This is a genomic window from Psychrobacter submarinus (assembly GCF_904846685.1).
GTDB lineage: Bacteria > Pseudomonadota > Gammaproteobacteria > Pseudomonadales > Moraxellaceae > Psychrobacter > Psychrobacter submarinus.
Genome location: NZ_CAJHBQ010000001.1, coordinates 955,064 through 977,994, shown reverse-complemented (window position 1 = coordinate 977,994; position 22,931 = coordinate 955,064). Strand labels below are relative to the sequence as shown.

Sequence of the window (22,931 nt, the reverse complement as noted above, 5' to 3'; positions counted from 1 at the left end):
CTTAAATACTTTCATCTAATGTCCCATCCAAAAGTCGCAAGTTAATTTTTAGATGGTTCAATGATAGATAGTCGTTAATACTTAGATGCCTATAACTATTAAGCCCTCAATAATCGTGCCAAACACAATTAATGACATTCAATTATCGAACCCTTATATAGTTAAAAAATATGTAGCCTTACCAGTTTATAAGGTCATGCCAGTACTTTTGGCGATACTATTTTCTGTTATAAGTAGTTGCTTAATATGATCTTTTTAATAGTTGTTATTTACATCCTATGCACCAAAATAGTTGCAAAAATGCACCAAATGCACCAAATGCACCAAATGCACCAAATGCACCAAATGCACCAAATGCACCAAATGCACCAAAATAGTTGCAAAAATGCACCAAATTGGTTTTGATTGTTACTTTAAAGGTGCATCGCTTACTTTACTTAATCGAGAGGTAATTTAGTTTTATCTAAGCAATACTATTTAATTGGGATGCCTTTAGAGTCATCTGGTACAAAGCGTAGCCCTATTAAAAAAGATGATGTTTTATATCTATGTCAATTTTATATTTGCAGCTGGCACATCCATTGCACTCTCTTAATGGTCACAACTGATAAGTTTCTGACTCATAACGTGTTTTTATAACTTTAATGTTAGCCATTTGAGGAAATCGTCTATGCCTTCATCGAAACCTGATGTGCCAAATAAAAACAAGCTGAATATCTTTTCTTTTAGCGGTAAAAACAAAATTCTCCATCTTGGGTGGATGGCGTTTTTTTTCACCTTTTTCGTGTGGTTTAACCATGCGCCATTCTTATCTGCGATTGGGGAGAGTTTGAACCTCACCAAAGACCAGGTAAAAACTTTATTGATATTAAATGTTGCCTTGACTATCCCAGCTCGGGTCATCATTGGCATGTTGACCGATCGCTTTGGTCCTCGGCTTGTTTACACTGCAATTTTAGCCATTGGCGCTATTCCTTGTCTCACCTTCGCTTTTGCGCAAGATTACAACACGTTAGCGCTATCACGCTTTTTATTGGGTTTCGTTGGTGCAGGGTTTGTGGTTGGCATTCGTCTCATGAGTGACTGGTTCCCTGCCAATGAGCTGGGTACAGCTGAAGGTATCTATGGGGGCTGGGGAAATTTCGGCTCTGCCGCCGCGGCACTGCTACTACCGACAGTCGCTATTGCGGCCGCTGCCATCTTTGGCGGTGAGGAAGGTTGGCGTTATGCAACGGCTACTTCAGGGGTGGTTATGCTGCTCTATAGCGTGATTTTTTACAAGATGGTACGTGATACCCCTAAGGGTGCTACGTATTTCAAACCTAAAAAATCGGGTGCCATGATGGTGACTTCATCAGGTGACTTCTGGCTCATGATGGTATTTAAACTGCCAATGTATTTGGCATTGGCCTTATTGGCGTGGAAATTATCACCAGCTGGTGTGAGTTTGCTGAATCAGGCAAGTGTCAACATCGTCTATATTGCGTTGGTGGTGTTATACGTTTATGAATTTATCAGTAGTTATCGTTTTAATAAGGAAGTATTTACCACGCCTGTGCCAAAAGCTCACCGATATGACTTTAAGCAAGTCGGTATTTTGAATATTTTATACTTTGCGACTTTTGGCTCAGAGTTGGCTGTGGTCTCTATGCTGCCACTCTTCTATCAAGAAACCTTTAACTTATCGATTGTCATGGCAGGTGTCTTGGCATCAAGCTACGCCTTTATGAATCTGATGTCGCGTCCTGGCGGCGGCTGGTTGAGTGATAAATTCGGTCGTAAAATCACGCTGTTGATTCTTACCGCAGGTTTGGCTGTTGGTTATCTGTTGATGGGTGTCGTTGACTCTTCATGGCCGATCGCGCTTGCGCTGTTGATTACCATGTTCTGCTCTTTCTTTGTACAGGCGGGTGAGGGAGCAGTGTTTGCTGTGATTCCTTTGATTAAACGTAGTATGACAGGTCAGTTTGCAGGAATGACGGGTGCTTACGGTAACGTCGGGTCAGTGGTCTATCTAACTGTACTGAGTCTGGTATCGTATCAGGCATTCTTCTTTGTGATTGCCGCAACAGCAGTGATTGGCTTCTTGGCGCTGTTTTTATTAAAAGAGCCTGAAGGCGTTATTATTGAAGAGATGCCAGATGGCAGTTTTGCTCAAATACAAGTGAGCTAAATTATGTATGAGAGCGTCAAACAAGCTCCTAAAGGGACAGGTCAGGTAAGCAGTCATAATGCGGACGTTGCATTGTGGCTGCCTGATTTTTGTACGATGGCAGGGCGCAAAGCTGAGAACCAAGATAGCCTACTCATAACGACCTGCTTGCCTTATGGGTTCCCATCGTTATCATCCTTTTCATCATCGTCAGCGCATAGTGGCGATCATCCCTCTTTTACAGCGCCTTTATTGGTGCTAATGGCTGATGGGGTCAGTGCTTGCCAGTTTCCCAAACAAGCCAGTCAGTCAGTGATAAACACAGTGACACACCATATCACCTCAAAACTTGCAGAGATGGTACAGACAGATAGGGTGCAAGCAAATGAGATATCAAGCGAATCTCAAGAGCAATCGCCAAATCCACTACACCGCTTTGATGACGATCAAGTTGCCATCGTGATTAAGGAGGCGGTGCACCAAGCCAATGATGCGCTTTATTTCCCGCAAGCGTATGAGCGCCTGCCAGCTTTATTATCGACTTTATCAGGATTGCTATGCATAGGTGACCGTATTCATCTGTTCCATACAGGCGACTCTCGTATCTATCGTATCGGCATAGACAGTATGGTGCTATTGACCAAAGACCATCATATTCACCACGGACGGGATAAAGGGGCGTTGTCTGCTGCTATCGGTGCTGATACCCGAGTTGAGCTGCAACAGTCGGTGTTTACCTTGCATCAAAACGAGTGTTTGGCGCTCATGACTGATGGGGTTTATGAGTCTATCGCGCCAGCAGAGTTACAGTTTGAGCTGTGTGCTGCGGTACAGGTTATGCACCAATCAGTGGGATGTCCCAATCAAATCATCGACCATCTTCAGATAAGCCAGCGTTTGTGTGAGCACGCCTTTAGCGAGGGCAGTTACGATAATCTCAGTGTGATCATGCTGGGTATGAACGATGTAATCACAAAGAGTAAAACGCACCCAGAAACAGACAACGGCATTGCGCTTGATCAGGGTGTGGATAGCGACAGTAGTCACGCTCAGGATATCAATCACTATCGCTTACCAACGGGCTTGGCAGTAGGGGCACAGATTGATAGTTTTGTGGTCAAAAAAATCATCGCGCGTACGGCTCGCAGTGAGGTGTATTTAGTAGAGGATAACGATCAGCATGCATTTGTTTTGAAATCGCCAAGTCTCAATGTCATTGCTGATGGGCATTATCTACGTGAGTTTTTAAAGGAACGTAAAATCGGTTTGAGCCTGTCCAAGCACAAACGCATTGGTGAGCCCGCTTACAATCAAGTGAACCCCAATAGCGTATCCTCCCATGATTCGCTTTTAACCAGTGATGTCTCTAAAAAACTGAATGCTACTTTCAATGCGTCTAATGCATCGGGGCTTTTGCGCTACTACCCAGTGCCTGCCAGTAGCACTTATTTATATCATTTAACGGAATATATCGAAGGGGAGAGCCTACGAGTTTTTATGGATCGTCAAGCCCCTTGTGATATTTGGCAAACTTACGATTTACTCACTAAGATCGGCATGGCGGTCCGTGTGATGCATCGAAACTACCTACTGCATCAAGATATCAAGCCTGAAAATATATTATTAACTCAATCAGGTGCGGTCAAGTTAATCGACTTTGGCTCTGCTAGCTCCTCCATACTAAAAGATAGTACGCGTCCTCCTAATGGCGATTTGCACTACGCTGCACCAGAATATTACACCGATGCCCCAAAAGGCGTGCATTCTGATTTGTTTTCCATTGCCGTGATTGGTTATGAGTTACTTACAGGTGAGCTACCATTTAGCTCGCAAGAGTTGATGAACCCATCCGCCTCACTGATCGTACCTGCCGAGCGCCTGCGTCAAAACCGAGTGCCCGCTACCAGCCAGCAAGCGTTGATGCGTGCACTACACTCTAGTACGCAGGCAAGGTATCAAGCGATTGGCGAGTTCTTACAAGACTTTAATCCTGATAATAGTAACGATACCAGAGACCCTGAACCGCTGATCATACGTCATCCCTTATTGGTTTGGCACAGCATTTGCTTTATTCAATTTGTCATTATCATATCGTTGCTGATTTATTTTTCATAAAACCTTGTTAAACGTAAATAGTACGACAAGCCATTTTACTCAACGCTGCGTGTTGCGGCTAAGGAATGATTTTCCTATGTCACTTGATTCACCAGAACCAACCCATACTGCTTTCTCTACCAATGCTTCTTCTTCTAGACGTCAGACTACTGCGGGCATCGTTATTATAGGCGCTGGGATGGCAGGCAGTCGTTTTGCCATTGAGCTGGCACGTGCCCAGCAGCAAAGCAGCCAAGAAAAAGGCGCAGCTCATTTACCCATCACGCTGATTAGCAAAGAACCGCAAGTGGGCTACAACCGTATCATGCTGTCACCCGTACTCTCAGGAGAGTCGGTTTTTGAAGAGACATATTTATACGAGCTAGCAGAATATGAGCAATTGGGTATCACGGTATTGGCTGGCACGTCGGTAGATGCAATCGAAACCAATAAGCGGCGTGTCAAATTGAGTGATGGACAAACCCTGGATTATACCGAGCTGGTGCTGGCTACTGGCTCACAAGCTCGCGTCATCCCTTTTGCCAATCATGATGCTAAGGGGGTTCATGTATTTCGAGAGATTGCTGATGTGCAGGTATTGACGGAGTACGCGCGCCAAGCAAAAAAGGGTCTTGTCATTGGTGGCGGGGTGCTGGGTCTGGAAGCCGCTTGTGCTTTGGCGTCTCAAGGGGCAGATATGACAGTGGTTCATGTCGATAGTCATGTTCTCAACCAACAGCTTGATATGCCCGCCGCTCATCTGCTACAAGCAGAGCTCTTCAGTCGAAGTGTCAAGCTGGAGGTGTTAGCCAACACAGAATGTATTACGGTCAATGATCAACACGAGGTTAATGGTCTGTTGTTAAAGGATGGCCGCACACTGCCAGCAGACTTTATTGTCATGGCCGTTGGTGTCATCCCCAATACGACACTGGCCCAGCAAAGCGGTCTTGAGGTTAACCGAGGTATCCTTGTAGATAACTTTATGCATACGAGCTGTCCTCATGTCTATGCGATCGGTGAATGTGTCGAGCTGGACGGGGAGCTATTCGGGATGGTGGCTCCTGTCAATCAACAGGTCGATACCTTGGTGTCTGTCTTAAAAACGCCACGCATCTCAAGTCGCAAGACAGCCAATAGTAACTCACAACTAAATAAATCTAAAAACCACTGGCGTCCCTTTATCAGCAAGCCTTTATCTTTAAAATTAAAAGTATCTGGCATCGCCGCTTTTTCAGCAGGTCAGATTGCTTTTGATGATAGTGAAATGGCACAGATAGAGCGCGTGGTTTATCAGCAAACGAGCCTCGATCATTATCTTTGTCTCTACATTAAAGAAAGCAAACTTATTGGCACGGTACTGTACGGTGATGTGAGTGAAAGCGGGTTTTATAGTCAGCTGATCACTGATGGCAGTGACATATCCTCGATAAAAGAAGACCTTATCTTTGGCGAAGCCTATTGCGATGTAGAGAAAATAGAAGCAGCTGAGCCCGAATCGGTCTTGCCAAGTGATGCACACCTAATAGGAGAGGCCTCATGAGCAGCACCATCTCAAATGACGATCAAGCCCTCAGTGTCGTACCGTCCTCTCGCATTACAACTTACACTGAGGATTTGGTCAGTCCTATTCGTACCACTTGTCCTTACTGCGGCGTAGGCTGCGGCGTACTAGCAAACATCGATGAGGCAGGTGTAGTCAGCGTGACAGGCGATCCTGAGCATCCAGCAAACTTCGGTAAACTCTGCTCAAAAGGCAGTGCATTGGCACAAACATTGGGCACTGAGCGCAGGTTGACTCAGCCTTATTATCAAGACAAACAGCGATCAATTGCAAAAGGACAACCGACAGATACGCAGCCTGTCGAGTGGGAGGCAGTATTGGATGATATTGCCAGTCGTTTGAATAACACTATCGCGACACACGGGCGTGACAGCGTAATGTTTTATGTGTCAGGGCAGCTGCTTACTGAGGATTACTACGTTGCCAATAAGTTCATTAAAGGCTTTATTGGTAATAATAATATCGATTCCAATTCGCGTCTTTGTATGTCCTCAGCAGTTGCAGGGCATAAGCGTGCTTTTGGTGCAGACTTAGTGCCTAGTAATTATGAAGATTTAGAGTCTTGTGATTTATTGGTGCTGGTGGGCTCCAATATGGCGTGGTGCCATCCTATCTTATTCGGACGGTTTTTAGCCGCCAAAAAGCGTGATCCTAATAAAAAACTGATCGTGATTGATCCGCGTCGTACTGATTCTTGTGAATTTGCCGATTTGCACGTGCCCATCACTGTTGGCACGGATACGCACTTATATAACGGACTGCTGCATTATCTTGAGCAAGAAGGCTGTGGTGATAAAGACTATCTTAAGCAGTGTCAGGATGTCACGCCCGCCTTAGAGGCCGCAAAAACATGGACGATTGATAAAGTGGCGACGGCATGCGGTATCAGTGCGGATCTGGTACAGGAGTTTTATGCGCTGGTCGCTGCAAATGATAAAACCGTCACGGCATTTAGCATGGGTGTCAACCAATCTGCAAGTGGTACCGACAAGGTCAATGCCATTATCAATACTCACTTGTATACTGGGCGAGTGGGCCGAGTAGGTGCAAGTCCGTTTTCACTCACCGGTCAGCCAAATGCGATGGGCGGGCGCGAAGTCGGTGCATTAGCTAACCTGCTTGCCGCGCATCTAGACCTAGACAACGAGCAGCATCGTCATTTGGTGGCTGATTTTTGGCAAGCGCCGCAACCGCTTGCCGCAGAAGTTGGGGTAAAAGCTTGCGATGCTGCTGATGCCATACTAGATGGCCGTATCAAAGCCATCTGGATTATGGCGACCAATCCTGTCGTCAGCTTGCCTGAGGCTGATAAGTTTCGCCGCGCATTGGCTACCTGTGATTTGGTGATTGTATCTGACTGCTCCGTCGACAGCGATACGGTTAAGTGTGCAGATATTGTTTTGCCCGCACAGGGTTGGGGGGAGAAATCAGGCACAGTGACCAATTCGGAGCGCCGCATCTCGCGCCAACGGGCTTTAATGCCTGCACTCGGACAAGCAAAGCCTGACTGGTGGATACTGTCGCAAGTCGCTAAACGCATGGGTTTGGCAGGGTTTGATTATCAGCATCCTAGGGATATATTTAATGAGCATATCGCCCTAACTGCTTATAGAAATGATGCCAGCCAAGATATATCAGCGAGCAATCAACCGCGCTATCTTAATTTAGCAAAAGATCTTTCGCCAATGGTAGTAGGGGCGATAGCATCGATAGAGGAAAGCCCAAACCATCTTAAGCAGCAAAATAAAAACGTATTCTCTTTCAGTCACGACGCATATGATGTCATGACACCGTTTCAGTGGGGCGGCGCACGTATTACACCGATCAAAACACGTTTCATTGCCATTACGCCTCCCAGTCACGCGAGTATACCCAACAGGCATCCGCGACGATTAAGATCAAAAAGCGCTGATAGTAAAAAAAATAACAGCAGTCATACGTTTCATCAAGATAGCTCAGGAGCATTAAATCTACGGCTGATTACAGGTAGGCTTCGCGATCAATGGCATACGATGACGCGCACAGGACTTGCACCGCAGCTCAACCAACACGAGTCTGTACCAACACTCACCGTACATCCAAATGATGCCAAGCAGCTCGGTGTTGACCAAGGCGATTATGTACAGCTACGTCCCTGCTATGAGAAAAGCTATGAGAAAAGCTATGAGAAAAACTTATCAATACATAGCCAGCCGCAGCGCATGGTTGCCAGCAATACAACTACAGACAGTCAGGTGCTCGCACAGGTTGGCATCAGCGACAGTATGAGCGTAGGCGATGCCTTTATGCCGATGCATTGGAGCAACGCCTTTGCTCGTTTTGCTCGCGTAGGTACGCTGATCCCAACGGTCGTTGATCCGCATTCAGGACAGCCTGAATTAAAAAATTCTGCAATCAGCGTAATGCCTGTACCGATGAAAACTTATGGCAAGATTTTGGTGCATCCTGATCTACAAGACACCATGATAGTGCATCTGCGTGAGACTTTATTGGATTTTGAGAAAGAGCCTGAGGATCAAGGAGTGCTGATATCTTCTTCTGATACAAATACAACTTCTGAAAGATCAAACTCATTACCCGCATTGACATGGAGTTTAAGTCGTCAAACCAATAGCGTCTTGATTACTTTAGCCAGTCCTATAGACAAAGTCGTCAGTAAACTGCTTGACCCTGAGTACTGGCAAAATTTTATCAATACCTATCAAGCATCTCTCACCGATAAATCGATCAATAGTGCCTTTACTTGCAGCAAGCAAGCAAAGCAGCTTCGCTTCGTCTCGACGCAGGTAGAGGCAAATACTAAAGTGATAGATCGGGCATCGATTAGTACGTCAAAGTCTGACATACCAAGCGATCAGCTACTACTGAGCGTTTGTTTTGCACTGCAGGTGGCGCAGCTGCCCAGTATTCATTGGCTTAACAATTGCTTCGCCAGTACTGATGCGATACCAGAAAATCAACGCTATAAGTGGTTGCTAGCAGGTCGTCCAGCGACAGGGTATGTTGATCCAGGTGCATTAGTATGTTCATGTATGGCTGTTGGAGAGAGTATTATTATCGAGACGATTACCAAGCAGCAGTGTATGAGTGCCCACGCGGTTGGAAAGGCATGCCGAGCAGGGACTAACTGCGGTTCATGTGTGAGTCAAATTAATGCCTTGATCGATAGGTATGCGTCTTAAGTAGTGCTTGTTGCAAAGTTTGAACGTTAATATGGCATAGGGCTTGCACCGTATTTTATATGCTCTTTTTTTCTTAGGTATGCCATTGTTAGGTGCAGAGTTGCGCGTTATTAACAGTGTTATTAGGAGTTATTACCATGACTGATTCATCTACCTTTATTGCCGCATTAACTTCACAAAATTTACCCAATATAAATTGTCATATCAGTGTGAGCGATGAGCCATCAGGTATAGAAAAAAGTGTGAAAACGGGCACGGTACATTTGGTTGGTGCAGGTTCTGGCGATCCTGAGCTACTCACGTTAAAAGCATTACGAGTAATGCAAAAAGCAGAGGTCGTGCTCTATGATAGTTTGGTTTCAGAGGATATCTTAGATATGTGTGCGCTGACGGCAGAGAAGATATTTGTCGGTAAGCGCCGTGCCAATCACGCACTACCACAAGAAGGTATCAATGAGCTACTGGTCAAACACGCGCTAGCAGGCAAAACGGTCGTTAGGCTCAAAGGTGGCGACCCCTTTATATTTGGACGCGGCGGAGAGGAGCTGCAAGAAGTGGTGCGTCATGGTATTCATTTTGAATCTATTCCTGGTATCACTGCTGCTAGTGCGGCCGCAAGTAGAGCAGGTATTCCCTTGACACACCGTGATCATGCGCAAGCCGTAAAATTTGTGACCGCTTGCAAAAAGTTGGGCGCACCTAATAATGACTACGATGAACTCTTAGACAGTACGCAGACGGTTGTCTTTTATATGGGGTTGAATCGACTAGATGAGATGACCCAAGGGCTAATTGCCGCAGGGCGCGACAGTAATACACCTTTTGCTGTGATTAGTCATGCCAGTTTGCCAACGCAGCAGCTTCTTATCGGTACGCTTGGTAATATCGCGGAGCAGCAAGCTGAGGCAAAACTGCCAACACCTGCGCTATTGATTATGGGTGATGTGGTTAATTTATATCATGAGTTTGCAAACTACAACCTTGGTGCGTTAGGCAAAAGTACCTTTATTGACGTTCAAAACGTTGTTAGCAGTCATGATTTAGTCAGTAATTTGGAGGTTGTCACGTAGGATAGAAGCATACTAGTGCCAAGCGATAATAGTGCTTAGCACTTTTATAGTATGTCAGCGCAAACACTTAAACTGAACCGCCCCGGTATTGTCGGAGACTTAACATTCTGAGAGAATACGACAATGAAAAGACAAACCTACACTCCTGAGATTAAAGAACGCGCCGTCCGTATGCTGATCGAAGCAGCAAACGACTATCCCTCCACATGGGCAGCCATTCAAGCCATTGCCCCTAATATTGGCTGCACGCCTGAAACCCTGCGCTCATGGCACAAGAAGCATATAGATCAAACTATCCCTGCATCGGTACAAGCTCAAAGCCAAGAGCAACGTATTAAAGATCTTGAACGTGAGAACAGAGAGCTCAAGCAAGCCAATGAGATTATACGTAAGGCTGCTGGTCTTGAAGCCCAGGCGGAGAAGGGCCGTCCACCGAAATAATGGTCACATTTATCGATGATCACAAGCAGAAATACGGGATCGAGCCAATCTGTAGAGTACTACCGATTGCCCCATCAACCTACTACCGTACTAAAGACTTGGAGAGTTACCCTGAAAAGCGCTCGTTGCGTCAGCAGCATGACGATTATTATATCAACGAGATTAAACGCATCTGGCAGGACAGTAAATGCCGTTACGGTGTTCGTAAAGTCTGGCAGCAGATGAAGGCAGATGGTATTCATGTGGCTCGTTGTACGGTAGAGCGTTTAATGAAGCAGTATGGTATGCAAGGCATCTGGCGCGGTAAGGGCAAGATCACCACCAATAGCCGTGATGACCAAAAATGCGCTGATGACCTGATTAATCGTAATTTTAATGCCCATCGTCCTAATCAGCTATGGGTAGCTGACTTCACCTATATAAAAACAACTAGCGGCTGGGTATATACCGCTTTTATTATTGACGTGTTTGCCCGTAGCATTGTCGGTTGGAAAGTATCTAATCGCATGAACACGGATATGGTTATGGCTGCGCTAAATCAGGCGATAGCAGACAGGAACAACCCTAAGGATGTCATTCATCACAGTGATCGAGGGGTTCAGTACTTATCCATTCGCTATACTGACAAAATGTGTGACTCTGGTATCATCGCTTCTGTCGGCACGACTGGTGATTCATACGATAATGCACTGGCTGAAACGGTCAATGGACTCTATAAATATGAGGTAATTGACTATTTAAAGGAGAACTGGACTGGTATCAATGATGTTGAACTGGCAACCCTTGAATGGGTGGACTGGTTTAATAAAATACGACTGCATAGCACGATTGGTTATGTGTCACCCTTTGAGTTTGAAAAGCGGTATTACGATAATTTCACCCTGTCAGGCATCGCTGCCTGACTCAAGCAAATCAGCCTCCAATAAAGTCGGGGCGGTTCACCTATGCGGTGAGGAAGCGACTCTAAGCACTTCTTGGCGGTCTGCACGCTTTCTAAGTCACCTATGCGGTGAGGAAGATGGGCTGACTGGCGCAACTGGACATTAGATGTTTCTAAGTCACCTATGCGGTGAGGAAGTCAACGGAGTGACCAAGACCTACCGAACCGAGTTTCTAAGTCACCTATGCGGTGAGGAAGCATTATATTTATACTCTCAGCAGGAGGACATTTTTCTAAGTCACCTATGCGGTGAGGAAGAAGGCACGTAAACGCCTATCTAGGGCTGAATGTTTCTAAGTCACCTATGCGGTGAGGAAGCACACAAGACGGTACATAACCCTAAGCATGGCTTTCTAAGTCACCTATGCGGTGAGGAAGATGGATTGAAAAAGTATGCCAAACATTTCACATTTCTAAGTCACCTATGCGGTGAGGAAGCCTACTGTTTGGAGCTTGTCGAAGCTGCCAAATTTCTAAGTCACCTATGCGGTGAGGAAGGTTTTGCTCCAATAGTTCGGGGTTTTGATGTATTTCTAAGTCACCTATGCGGTGAGGAAGCTTGCGCGTGAGTCGCTAAGCAAAAAGGGTATTTTCTAAGTCACCTATGCGGTGAGGAAGTTTATGAGAATCGCAATTAATGCAGCGGTATTTTTCTAAGTCACCTATGCGGTGAGGAAGCACACAACTCTAACTACTTCGCTATTGCTTGTTTTCTAAGTCACCTATGCGGTGAGGAAGGCAGCACCGCCAACCATCAAGCCGACACCTGCTTTCTAAGTCACCTATGCGGTGAGGAAGTTACCAAATTCCAAGTCTAATGTCATTAGATGTTTCTAAGTCACCTATGCGGTGAGGAAGTATGTTATCTGTTCTATAATGACTTTAATAATTTTCTAAGTCACCTATGCGGTGAGGAAGAAGCAGTTACTGTATAAAATCAATAAAGAAAATTTCTAAGTCACCTATGCGGTGAGGAAGGACGAGTTTACAGCACTAAGAGATAAGGCTAATTTCTAAGTCACCTATGCGGTGAGGAAGCCGAGGGTAGTATCAATAAATCTCATGTAAGCTTTCTAAGTCACCTATGCGGTGAGGAAGATTATTGCTAAAGCTATTGGCGTTGAACCTAATTTCTAAGTCACCTATGCGGTGAGGAAGATCATGGCACTAAGCGGCCCGATAGGATTGACTTTCTAAGTCACCTATGCGGTGAGGAAGATTAGTCAACCACCGGTCAGCCAACCGACCAATTTCTAAGTCACCTATGCGGTGAGGAAGATGAAGCGAATGTCATGACGAATGAATTTCATGTTTCTAAGTCACCTATGCGGTGAGGAAGCGTTGTCTCATCGACAGGCAGCGACTCATCACTTTCTAAGTCACCTATGCGGTGAGGAAGTACAGTTAAACAGTTTGCCACAAACAAGACCTTTTCTAAGTCACCTATGCGGTGAGGAAGCCGTCACCCAAGCGAGCGTGCCGATTATCACGTTTCTAAGTCACCTATGCGGTGAGGAAGGTTAATTAATGACGGGGCTTATTTAGTTTTTATTTCTAAGTCACCTATGCGGTGAGGAAGCGAGGAAAATGAACCCAGCGGCAATCATCTATTTTCTAAGTCACCTATGCGGTGAGGAAGCACAGTCGTTAGGCATTGCCAATGATTATGACTTTCTAAGTCACCTATGCGGTGAGGAAGGTGACTTATAGCGTCTACATTGACCACAAGGATTTCTAAGTCACCTATGCGGTGAGGAAGGTCACCTCTATTGCCTCGACGCCATTGTTGATTTTCTAAGTCACCTATGCGGTGAGGAAGCTGGCTGATAAAAGCAATCGCGCCAGCACTTTTTTCTAAGTCACCTATGCGGTGAGGAAGCTTTGACTCGTCCAGCAAACCCATTTCCTAATTTTCTAAGTCACCTATGCGGTGAGGAAGATACAATGAAAGTGGTCGTAACCATACAAGATTTTCTAAGTCACCTATGCGGTGAGGAAGATGTTATCTGCATGTAGGTTTGTATGGCTGACTTTCTAAGTCACCTATGCGGTGAGGAAGACGCAGCTAAAGGCATGGAATATCTAGCAATTTTCTAAGTCACCTATGCGGTGAGGAAGATAATCATCGCGGCGGTTGTCGATCGTCCAGCTTTCTAAGTCACCTATGCGGTGAGGAAGCGTAACTGATAATTTTCAGGGGAGGGACATCTTTTCTAAGTCACCTATGCGGTGAGGAAGCAGTCGAGGTGTTAGACAAGCTATTTTCAGAGTTTCTAAGTCACCTATGCGGTGAGGAAGACTCAATGCCGCTTGCATCTTTGTAGTGTGGCTTTCTAAGTCACCTATGCGGTGAGGAAGGCTAAATGACGACTTTCTAAAACCAAGAAAACTTTCTAAGTCACCTATGCGGTGAGGAAGAGATCAGACGGGGGACAATGAGCACGTGATGTTTTCTAAGTCACCTATGCGGTGAGGAAGCTCCTCGGGATTTATCATTTCTTCCGCTCCATTTTCTAAGTCACCTATGCGGTGAGGAAGGAGGAGTGCGAGCAATGAGTGATTGGGATAGTTTTCTAAGTCACCTATGCGGTGAGGAAGAAGGATCGATTAAGGGCAGTAGATTACCTTTATTTCTAAGTCACCTATGCGGTGAGGAAGTCGTGTGGTCTATCATTAAGGTTAGTTTTAGCTTTCTAAGTCACCTATGCGGTGAGGAAGGGGCAGATTTAGGCTATAAGCCTGTAGAAGGTTTTCTAAGTCACCTATGCGGTGAGGAAGACTGCCACATAGCAGGGGCGGAAAGTGCCACATTTCTAAGTCACCTATGCGGTGAGGAAGCTACCTGCTGTGACACGGTAACGCGGCTTTTTTTTCTAAGTCACCTATGCGGTGAGGAAGCAACATAAATAACATCGTCCGGATCAAACTTATTTCTAAGTCACCTATGCGGTGAGGAAGGGCGGGTATGTGACGCTGACAGCGCTAACAATTTTCTAAGTCACCTATGCGGTGAGGAAGAGTTGCCAGGCGATGTTATGAACGCTTGCTGTTTTCTAAGTCACCTATGCGGTGAGGAAGGAATGGACGGTAGCAAGAAAGGCAAAAAGAAATTTCTAAGTCACCTATGCGGTGAGGAAGCCATACCGTCAGAACAACACACGTAGCTGTCGTTTCTAAGTCACCTATGCGGTGAGGAAGTTTAGGGCTATGCACAAACGGATCTGATTGCATTTCTAAGTCACCTATGCGGTGAGGAAGATTTGAGGGGGGACGATGCCGCATCGAATGGATTTCTAAGTCACCTATGCGGTGAGGAAGAAACAACAAAAGAATCAGAATGCACACTTGTTTTTCTAAGTCACCTATGCGGTGAGGAAGGCAGCTCGTGATTATAAAGACGCTACTGATTTTTTCTAAGTCACCTATGCGGTGAGGAAGCATCACCAAGCTTGCGCTATGGCTTGTTATTTTTTCTAAGTCACCTATGCGGTGAGGAAGCCGCACTCAAAGCGCAATACAACAAACATTACTTTCTAAGTCACCTATGCGGTGAGGAAGCGTCAGCTGTGCGAAGCGGTCAGCGATGTTATGTTTCTAAGTCACCTATGCGGTGAGGAAGCGGACGGTTTAGACCAAGAGCAAGCAACAAGTTTTCTAAGTCACCTATGCGGTGAGGAAGTCAATTATGATCGTACGAATAACAATGCTAGTTTTCTAAGTCACCTATGCGGTGAGGAAGCGTGGCTCGACGCGGCGGACGTGTACTAATCTTTTCTAAGTCACCTATGCGGTGAGGAAGCACAGACTCGCATAGGTGCTTAGTGTCAGGATTTTCTAAGTCACCTATGCGGTGAGGAAGATAACTACAGTGCTATTTATGCTGAATTTATTTTTCTAAGTCACCTATGCGGTGAGGAAGAATACGTATAATTACAGTCGCACCTGTGCTGATTTCTAAGTCACCTATGCGGTGAGGAAGGCTTGCAAGGTAATCTAGCGCAGTCTTATCGCTTTCTAAGTCACCTATGCGGTGAGGAAGTAGTAATCGCGCACAATACTGTAGCAGTCTAATTTCTAAGTCACCTATGCGGTGAGGAAGGCGAGTATTTAATAAAAACTTACTCAAATAAATTTCTAAGTCACCTATGCGGTGAGGAAGCAACGCGCGCATAACTTAGACCCAAAAAAGCATTTCTAAGTCACCTATGCGGTGAGGAAGCCTCAATGTCAAAATTAGCATCAAGTAGTGGCTTTCTAAGTCACCTATGCGGTGAGGAAGTATTCTTTCTCCGTTTTTCTCCATGTATTCTATTTCTAAGTCACCTATGCGGTGAGGAAGACAGTTTATGACTTACCTAATGCCTAAACGCATTTCTAAGTCACCTATGCGGTGAGGAAGTGCGAAAGGTGACATATTCAATGACGTTTCTCTTTCTAAGTCACCTATGCGGTGAGGAAGCACCAGATAACTTTTCGAGTATCAGACATAACTTTCTAAGTCACCTATGCGGTGAGGAAGTGGTATCTATTCTAGCTGTAGCATACCTATTATTTCTAAGTCACCTATGCGGTGAGGAAGAACAGGTACTAGCGGTTTATCTACTAATGGCTTTTTTAAGTCACCTATGCGGTGAGGAAGCTTATGTATTAGTAGACGAACTACATTTACTATTTCTAAGTCACCTATGCGGTGAGGAAGTAAAGCTGAGATATTATCACCTTGTTTTGCTATTTCTAAGTCACCTATGCGGTGAGGAAGACACTAGACGCGATGGCCAGTTGTCAATGCAATTTCTAAGTCACCTATGCGGTGAGGAAGAGGAATTATACCTCAAAAAATTCAGTTACAACAAGGCGTGGAGGTGAAAATACCCTATTTTACCCTCCATTTTCCACCCTATCGTAACTGATTGATTTTATTACAAGTTTTTAAATAGCTCAAAAAAAGGGTTTTTTCTCCCAATTTTTGGGTAATTCATCATTACCTTATAAGTGGCTTACCAATGGGGCAAAGTAACCTTATCTGCCGCATTGTTAATGCCATAACTATTAAACGACCCTTGAGTCTCATTATCTGCCATTTCTTGAATGATAGATAATGCGTAGGGTTGATTGTTGCTGATGCTCCTTAAGTTGATATACGGATAGGGTTTGTTATCCTGTTTGTGTTTGGCGCAGTGTATCAGTGCCGCCTCCATCGTAATGCCTTTGTGCTCAGCGAATGCTTCAGCTTGCTTGAGCACGTTTTTATGGCGGTAGCGTCTGATCACAACGTGCCCTTTGGCTTTGTCACCAACCTCATTGATGCGCTTCACATGCACATAGTCCGTCAATCGCTCCAGCCATTTATCGAGATCTAGAGTCTCTAAATCCTTTTGGCTTTGAGCGAAGACACGTAGTTTATCACCTAACGTAGCAAATACTTTATAGCCTTTTTCTTCATAGCGATAACTTGGGAAACTGACACCAATAGTATTTATATCATGCTTATTTTTTGCTTCCGCTAAAGCAATGTGTATTTGGTTATAAACATCGCTCCACAATTCGTACAGCTTTTTATCACCGTCTATCAGCGTAACTTCTTGATAGTAGTTCATTTATTACTCCCTAACGTAAACGAATATCTGAAACATACGCCAAGCCTTTCTTGCCTAAATAAAATGATGATACACCTGCATCGTCAATCATTCTTTTAAGCTCTTTAGCTTTTGCATCGTCAATATCTAATGTGATTTCAAGCTGTCCACTGGCTTTGGTTAGAGCGTGCTTGATCTTGCCTTCACCCTTTACAAACTCTTCGCGAATGAATGGATTACCATAAATCAGCTTTTTGCCACCTGTGACATAGGTTTTCATAAAATCTTTAGGGGTAAAGCCATTATTAGATATGCCGCTGATGCCGCCTGCTTTAGTTTTTGCACTACTCATATCATATCTTTCTTCTAACCGCTGTAGCTGTAAATACAAGGCAGAGCAATACATGGGTAGGATCAGTTGCTGTTCTTTCTTATTGAGTGGTTTATATTTCTCAAACAATGAAGATAGCTGATCGGAAGCTTGTTTAGTACGTCCTTCAGGTTCAACAGGTTTGACTTTTTTAATATCATCAAGGCGGTTCATGATAGAAATAGGATCAAGCGGCAAAGTACTCTTTATTAAGGTGTTATCAATAATAAAGTCGCAAAGCTCGTCAATATCAAGCGATAAGACACCCCAAAACTCGTTTGAATAATCAGACTGAAATATTGGGTCGTTCACTTTAATCATTCCCGTAAATGAGTTTTGATCTGTACTACCTTTCATATTACGAAGATAGGCGATCTCGCGGTTTATTACTGTTGGTGTATCCTTAAAGCTAATCGCATTCTCAATATCTGAAAAGTAAAAATGCTCACTTTTTCTGGCTTGATAGAGCTTACGCTGATCGCCTATGAGGCGACTTAGTATGCCTAAAACTGTATTTTTACTGACTGATCTATTATGATAGTTTTCAGGCTTTTTAAGCTCAGTCATGGACGCAACATAGTTGCGTCCCCTCTTGGGTAATGCTTCGTCATTGCTACCATCTAAAAACGAATTTCGCCATGACGCTTCATAGTCGATAATGATTCTCATAAGACTTCCTATTCATCGTTATTGGCTTCAAAGTAAATAGCGTAATCCATACTAGGAGTGTTATTGGCTTCATCAGGACTGCGCTTGATACGCATCATTTTGTTGCTATCGTTATAATCTACCTCAACACTATCGACATACATATAGCTTTTAGCTTGGCGTATAGAAAGCTCTTTTATTAGCTCTAATGTAGTATTTACCAAGATATCTATAGCAATTTGATCAAGTAAAATGCCAGTTTCACCTTCATTATAGATGGTGCCTTTTCTAACATAGTTTTGATGAAAAGTAGCTTTTGGCTCTCTATCTGGTGCTAATGATTTAATAAAGTCTTGTACTTGTTCAGCGATAGCATCACCTTGATTATCTTTGATAATCATCGCTGCGCGATCAAATTTGTTGTCTAGTGAGATGAATTGTAGCTGTTCAATACTGATTGAACCAAAAGATAAGTATTCAGTATCACCAAAAGTCGTTTTTGAGAAAAAAGACGAGCTATCACGTTCACCAGCTTGACCAAATTGCTCAAAGTTACCATTACCTAGCTGGTCAACAAAGTCTTCAAGCAATAAGGGGCTAGTGCGTTTGCATTGACTGGCAGGAACTACATACCCACGGATCAAACCTGTAATAGAGGCGATGACCTTATCTAAGCTTTTTTCACCTGCAAAGTGTAAGTCAAAAGCCTGATCACGAAAAAGGTGATGACGGATACAGTTTTGACTAGGGGCTGTATAGAATTGAGAAAACATTGAAAAAAATAAGCAACGCCTTACTCTAATGTTTACCACAACAAAGAAACAAGGCGTCACTTATGGCTCGCACCAAGCTCAACGATGAACATTGGCACAAGCTATTTATTATATTGCGACAAATTAACGTATATAACAAGCCCAATCTAAGACGTACCGTTGAAGGCATGTTGTACCGCATACGAGTAGGCTGTCCATGGCGAGACTTACCTTCTTATTTTGGTCATTGGTCTAGCATATATCATCAATACCGTTACTGGCGTAAAACCGGTAAATGGCAAAAGCTCATGAAGATAGTCACAGCAAACTATGATAGTGAATGGTTATTTATAGACGGTAGCGTGGTCAAAGCTCATCAGCATAGTACAGGCGCAGCCAGTCATCTTGATGAGGCCATTGGTAAAAGCGTTGCAGGTAATAGCAGCAAACTGCACTTAGTGGTCGATGCTTGTGGCAACCCTATACATGTTGAGCTGTCAGGTGGGCAAGTACATGACTCTAAGATGGCAAAGGCGTTGATATTTAGCACGATTAATAACCAGACTAAAGCGGTGATTGCAGACAGGGGCTACGATAGTAGCGATATTAGAGAGTGTATCTTCACGCACTGTGCTCAGTCAGTCATACCTGTTAAGTCGAACTCTAAAAGCTGTAACGACACACTAGATTGGTATTTGTATCGTTGCCGTCATTTGGTAGAAAACGCTTTTGCTAGATTGAAACATTTTAGGGGCATTGCCACGCGATATGATAAGCTCAAAGATAGCTATGCAGCGGCGGTAATGCTCGCTTGTGTCTTTATCTGGTTGCCCCTGATTTGAATTCTATACACACCCTAATGTATAAAGGTGTTTCCTTAAAGTTGATATCAGTTGCTTCTTTTTTATATTTATAACCTGTTTCGTCCTTGATTTTTCCCGTTAGATTGGTGTACCCACGCAATTTAGGTAAAGTGTGATTATCAACGGTACGACCTTCACTACTTAACGTAGTTGGACCATTCCAGTTCACAACACCATGTCCGAATGCCTTTACTTTAAAATCAACGCTTTTAATGCCAGTTACTTTGTTCATTGTTCTCTCCTAGAGTTTATTTCTCAGTCATCAACTGAGGTTGGGTTAGTTAATTTATTAATAGGTACTGTGCCAACAGGTTGTTTGGCTGTTATCACATAATACATCGCGTATTGATGACGCTCCCGCTCTCCACCGATAGGCTCTAAATCCTCAGGGGTATAGCTAAGATAAAGAGGGTGATCAGGGGATCTGGCTTCTGCCAGTAGCATAAAGTCTTTATAAGCTTTACTAGCATCTTCTTTAATATTGTGATGTTTGGCTTGCATAAAACCGACTAAGTCTTTGGCGCTGTCGCCGTACCCTCGAACACGATCAACAGACTCGGTCAAACCAATAGTGACCGTACTGTGGTCAGTATGTTCATCATAAGCATATTCATTAGTGAACGTTGGGTTTAGTTCATCATCAACATTGCAGACCGCCATTTGGACAAATCGGTTATTGCCTCGCAGTGAACTTTTAGATATCTTGGCAGCGCCGTCTTTAGAGCGCTTAGACTTAGGTGGTACACTGATAGGATCAATGACTTTGGCATTGATTAAACTCACACTTTGCTTTAATGTTTTTTGCATATCTTCCGTGACTTTGTCTCGGCAATCCTCATCTGTATAGAATTTTTGATAAACCTGATAAAGCTCGTTTAGAGTGACGGTATCAAGATTGCTGTCATCTAAGTAGTCTTGTAGATAATTTAGCCAGGCAACACTACTATTCCAAACGCAAAGACTGGCTAAAAACTTTGCTTGCCGACTACTTTGTTTACCCTTTTTTGCGCTCTCAGGAATCACGGTCGTATAGATATTTAATTCATTATTCTCACCAAAGCGATCCAATCGGCCTAAGCGCTGTAACCAATTTTCAGGACTGGTCATATCCGTATACATCTGCTGGCAAGTAATATTGAGTGACGCTTGAACAATAGGTCCACTGCGCAATACTTTGTACTTTTGGCTGCCCTTTTCCTTGAAACTGTCAAATACTTGGTTAAACCAATGTACTTTATCAGTACGAGTATATTTGGAATGAAGTAAGATATTGTTCTCGTTGTTCTGGTGCAGTAAAAAGCCAAGCTGAGCATCTTGTGCGGTATTGGTAATAATGAAAGTTGTTTTGTCTACTTCGATAGCGTCATTGACCAACGGGTTTGGATGTTCAGTTTCATCGTAGCTGACAAAATCCAACTTGTAGTCTGACTCATTAAAGCTATCGACTCGCACGACATAGGCGTTGTCGATGTTAAGCACTTCATTGACAAAATAGTCATGAGGCGTCGCTGATACGAGTAAGGTATTGGCGTTAGCACCGCAACACTTTTTCGCTTCTATTAACTCTGCAAATAAGAGATTGAAAGCAGGCATGGGAATCAATTCATGAAACTCATCAAATATTAAATGCGCTTGCATAAAGTCTGTCATTTGAGTGGTGACTTTATGGTGGGAGATAATATTATTAATCACCTGATCTATCGTTGTTAGTACGATATCCCCACTAAAGTAGTCACTCTCGCTAGTGTCAGGCGTATCATTCATACTCATGCCATTAGTTAAGATTTTTTTATATTCTCCTGTAAATATTTCGATACGGCTGTTAGGTAAATACTCAGCTTGGGTTAAGTCAGTTAAGAGTCCTAAGCAAACCTGCACCCGAGGACAAACCCAAATGATTTTATTAGCATTGGTTCGACTTGCCCATTCCAATGCAATTTTAGTTTTACCGCAGCCAGCGGGACCTTGTAGCACGCCGATGTTGTCTGCCTCATCAAACTCAGCAATCTCTTTTAGCTTAGCTAGTTGGCTAGCAGCTTGAGTCTGAGCAAGGTTACGGTCACTGTTTGGATGACGACTGTCAAAACCTGCAAGACACGCATTGACTTTGCGACATAAGTCACTGTCTTCAATAAGGATATTGTCTATAGCCTGTTCTAAACTACCTTCTTTAATATAGTCGGCTAAGTCTTCAGCGAGCATGGCAGATACAATTCTATCTGCACTGATGACCGCTGTACGAATTAAGTTGTTTAAAGCGTTAGGTTTGATATCTATAGTAAATTCATCAATGTCTTCAGCAAGTTCATCGTATATTTTATAGCTTGGTAAGTCCTCTTGAGTGAGCTCAAAATTCTTGTTCCACTTTGGTATTAGATTATCAAAATTAACATCAGTATAGTTTGTACTGATTTGAGCAACATCATTAAGGATTGCTGATAACTCATCCATAATCTTATTTATAGATTGAGATTTTAGGGATTTTACAAATAATTTATGAATGCCTTTTGCCTGCATAAAAAATTTGTCGTCTTTACGATAGGGGCGCGTATGATGCCAGTAAATGCCATGAAACACTTGATCGCGCTGATTTGTGTTTAGTGCGTCAGTAGGTAAGATAGCTTGCGCCAGTAGCCAAGAAATCTCATGATGACGAGGATGTTTTTCAAAGGTAAATTTGGTATGACCTCGAATGCTATTGTCAATATGAACGCCATCGTCAGGTAAGTCAGGCAGCATTTCATCCGATGTGTCCAATGGCTCTTTACCAATTTTGGTTTTTAACCAGCCTTGAAACTGTGGGTCTAACTTTCCTATATCATGTAAGATGCCAGCTATTAACGCTGCTTGAGCAAGCTTTGGATTACTGATTTGCATTTTTTCAATAATTTTATAACCAAGATAGCCAACAGCAAAAAGATGCTGGCTTAACGGTTGCTCATTTGTATTGGCTAGAATATCAGCCGTTGTTATCGGTAAATCCATAAAAACCTCGTTATTAGTCCAATTCACAGGAACCACACCCACCTCATTAAACCGTCTCTTATTACCTACAATCCACACCAGCTCCGTCAGCTGACGAGTCTTATTACGATGACAGCTTACCGCCGTTGATTTGGTCGCTGATTTGCGCAGGAGCTGCTTAACTGTCTTTAATCCATCTTCAGTAATCGCCGTCTGCCACACATTATTACCAATACGGTTGGCAAAGGCGTCTAAGATTCTGCGAGTACGTTTTAGCGATTTTTTCTCGCATTGAGATACAAAGGTAACGATCAT

The 22,931-nt window shown here is 43.7% G+C and carries 12 protein-coding genes, 1 CRISPR repeat array and 1 other annotated feature; of the genes, 7 read left to right on the top strand and 5 right to left on the bottom strand.

What is annotated here, in order from left to right; genetic code table 11:
- Positions 1-670 precede the first annotated feature (670 nt).
- The 6 genes from JMY03_RS04400 to JMY03_RS04375 all read left to right on the top strand — a co-directional run bounded on the left by JMY03_RS04400 (position 671) and on the right by JMY03_RS04375 (position 11,405).
- Positions 671-2,173 carry a NarK family nitrate/nitrite MFS transporter gene (locus tag JMY03_RS04400; protein WP_201601396.1) on the top strand — a complete coding sequence of 501 codons (1,503 nt, stop codon included), beginning with the start codon at positions 671-673 and terminating at the stop codon, positions 2,171-2,173.
- Between the two features lie 3 nt (positions 2,174-2,176).
- Positions 2,177-4,267, top strand: coding sequence for a bifunctional protein-serine/threonine kinase/phosphatase (locus JMY03_RS04395; protein ID WP_227675480.1), 2,091 nt, complete (start codon positions 2,177-2,179; stop codon positions 4,265-4,267).
- Between the two features lie 76 nt (positions 4,268-4,343).
- Positions 4,344-5,789 (top strand): NAD(P)/FAD-dependent oxidoreductase, encoded by a 1,446-nt coding sequence (locus JMY03_RS04390; RefSeq protein WP_201601393.1) that lies wholly within the window; start codon positions 4,344-4,346, stop codon positions 5,787-5,789.
- On the top strand, positions 5,786-8,992 hold the full coding sequence (locus JMY03_RS04385) for a nitrate reductase (RefSeq protein ID WP_201601390.1): 3,207 nt from the start codon (positions 5,786-5,788) through the stop codon (positions 8,990-8,992). The genes JMY03_RS04390 and JMY03_RS04385 overlap by 4 nt, the downstream gene beginning before the upstream one ends.
- A gap of 137 nt (positions 8,993-9,129) precedes the next feature.
- Positions 9,130-10,062, top strand: coding sequence for a uroporphyrinogen-III C-methyltransferase (gene cobA, locus JMY03_RS04380; RefSeq protein ID WP_201601387.1), 933 nt, complete (start codon positions 9,130-9,132; stop codon positions 10,060-10,062).
- 123 nt (positions 10,063-10,185) lie between these two features.
- Positions 10,186-11,405, top strand: a protein-coding gene (locus JMY03_RS04375; RefSeq protein WP_201601385.1) for an IS3 family transposase whose coding sequence is annotated in 2 segments (ribosomal slippage) — positions 10,186-10,468 and positions 10,468-11,405 — 1,221 coding nt in all. Because the reading frame shifts where the segments join, the coding sequence is not laid out codon by codon here.
- Positions 10,461-10,577: a sequence feature (AL1L pseudoknot), on the top strand. Its footprint overlaps the gene before it by 117 nt.
- An 88-nt stretch (positions 11,406-11,493) precedes the next feature.
- Positions 11,494-16,262: a CRISPR direct-repeat array (repeat unit 28 nt; unit sequence TTTCTAAGTCACCTATGCGGTGAGGAAG).
- Between the two features lie 178 nt (positions 16,263-16,440).
- On the opposite strand, the gene cas6f is transcribed toward JMY03_RS04375, so the two are convergent.
- From cas6f to cas7fv, 3 genes are read right to left on the bottom strand one after another with little or no spacing between them, the layout of a single operon-like run.
- Complete coding sequence (gene cas6f / locus JMY03_RS04370) at positions 16,441-17,040, bottom strand: type I-F CRISPR-associated endoribonuclease Cas6/Csy4 (RefSeq protein WP_201601383.1); 600 nt, start codon at positions 17,038-17,040, stop codon at positions 16,441-16,443.
- Between the two features lie 10 nt (positions 17,041-17,050).
- Complete coding sequence (cas5fv, locus tag JMY03_RS04365; RefSeq protein ID WP_201601381.1) at positions 17,051-18,058, bottom strand: type I-Fv CRISPR-associated protein Cas5fv; 1,008 nt, start codon at positions 18,056-18,058, stop codon at positions 17,051-17,053.
- An 8-nt stretch (positions 18,059-18,066) separates the two neighbouring features.
- A complete protein-coding gene (gene cas7fv / locus JMY03_RS04360; protein WP_227675479.1) occupies positions 18,067-18,810 on the bottom strand; it encodes a type I-Fv CRISPR-associated protein Cas7fv in 744 nt (247 codons plus the stop codon).
- 62 nt (positions 18,811-18,872) lie between these two features.
- Here cas7fv and JMY03_RS04355 point away from each other — a divergent pair, with 62 nt between their 5' ends.
- Positions 18,873-19,631 (top strand): IS5 family transposase, encoded by a 759-nt coding sequence (locus JMY03_RS04355; protein WP_192529359.1) that lies wholly within the window; start codon positions 18,873-18,875, stop codon positions 19,629-19,631.
- Here JMY03_RS04355 and JMY03_RS04350 read toward each other — a convergent pair.
- Together JMY03_RS04350 and JMY03_RS04345 are read right to left on the bottom strand one after the other, a co-directional pair.
- Positions 19,609-19,884, bottom strand: coding sequence for a hypothetical protein (locus JMY03_RS04350; RefSeq protein WP_265089600.1), 276 nt, complete (start codon positions 19,882-19,884; stop codon positions 19,609-19,611). The two genes, JMY03_RS04355 and JMY03_RS04350, sit on opposite strands and share 23 nt — an antisense overlap.
- 23 nt (positions 19,885-19,907) lie before the next feature.
- Positions 19,908-22,931: a CRISPR-associated endonuclease Cas3'' gene (locus JMY03_RS04345; protein WP_201601379.1), complete on the bottom strand. Its 3,024-nt coding sequence runs from the start codon at positions 22,929-22,931 to the stop codon at positions 19,908-19,910.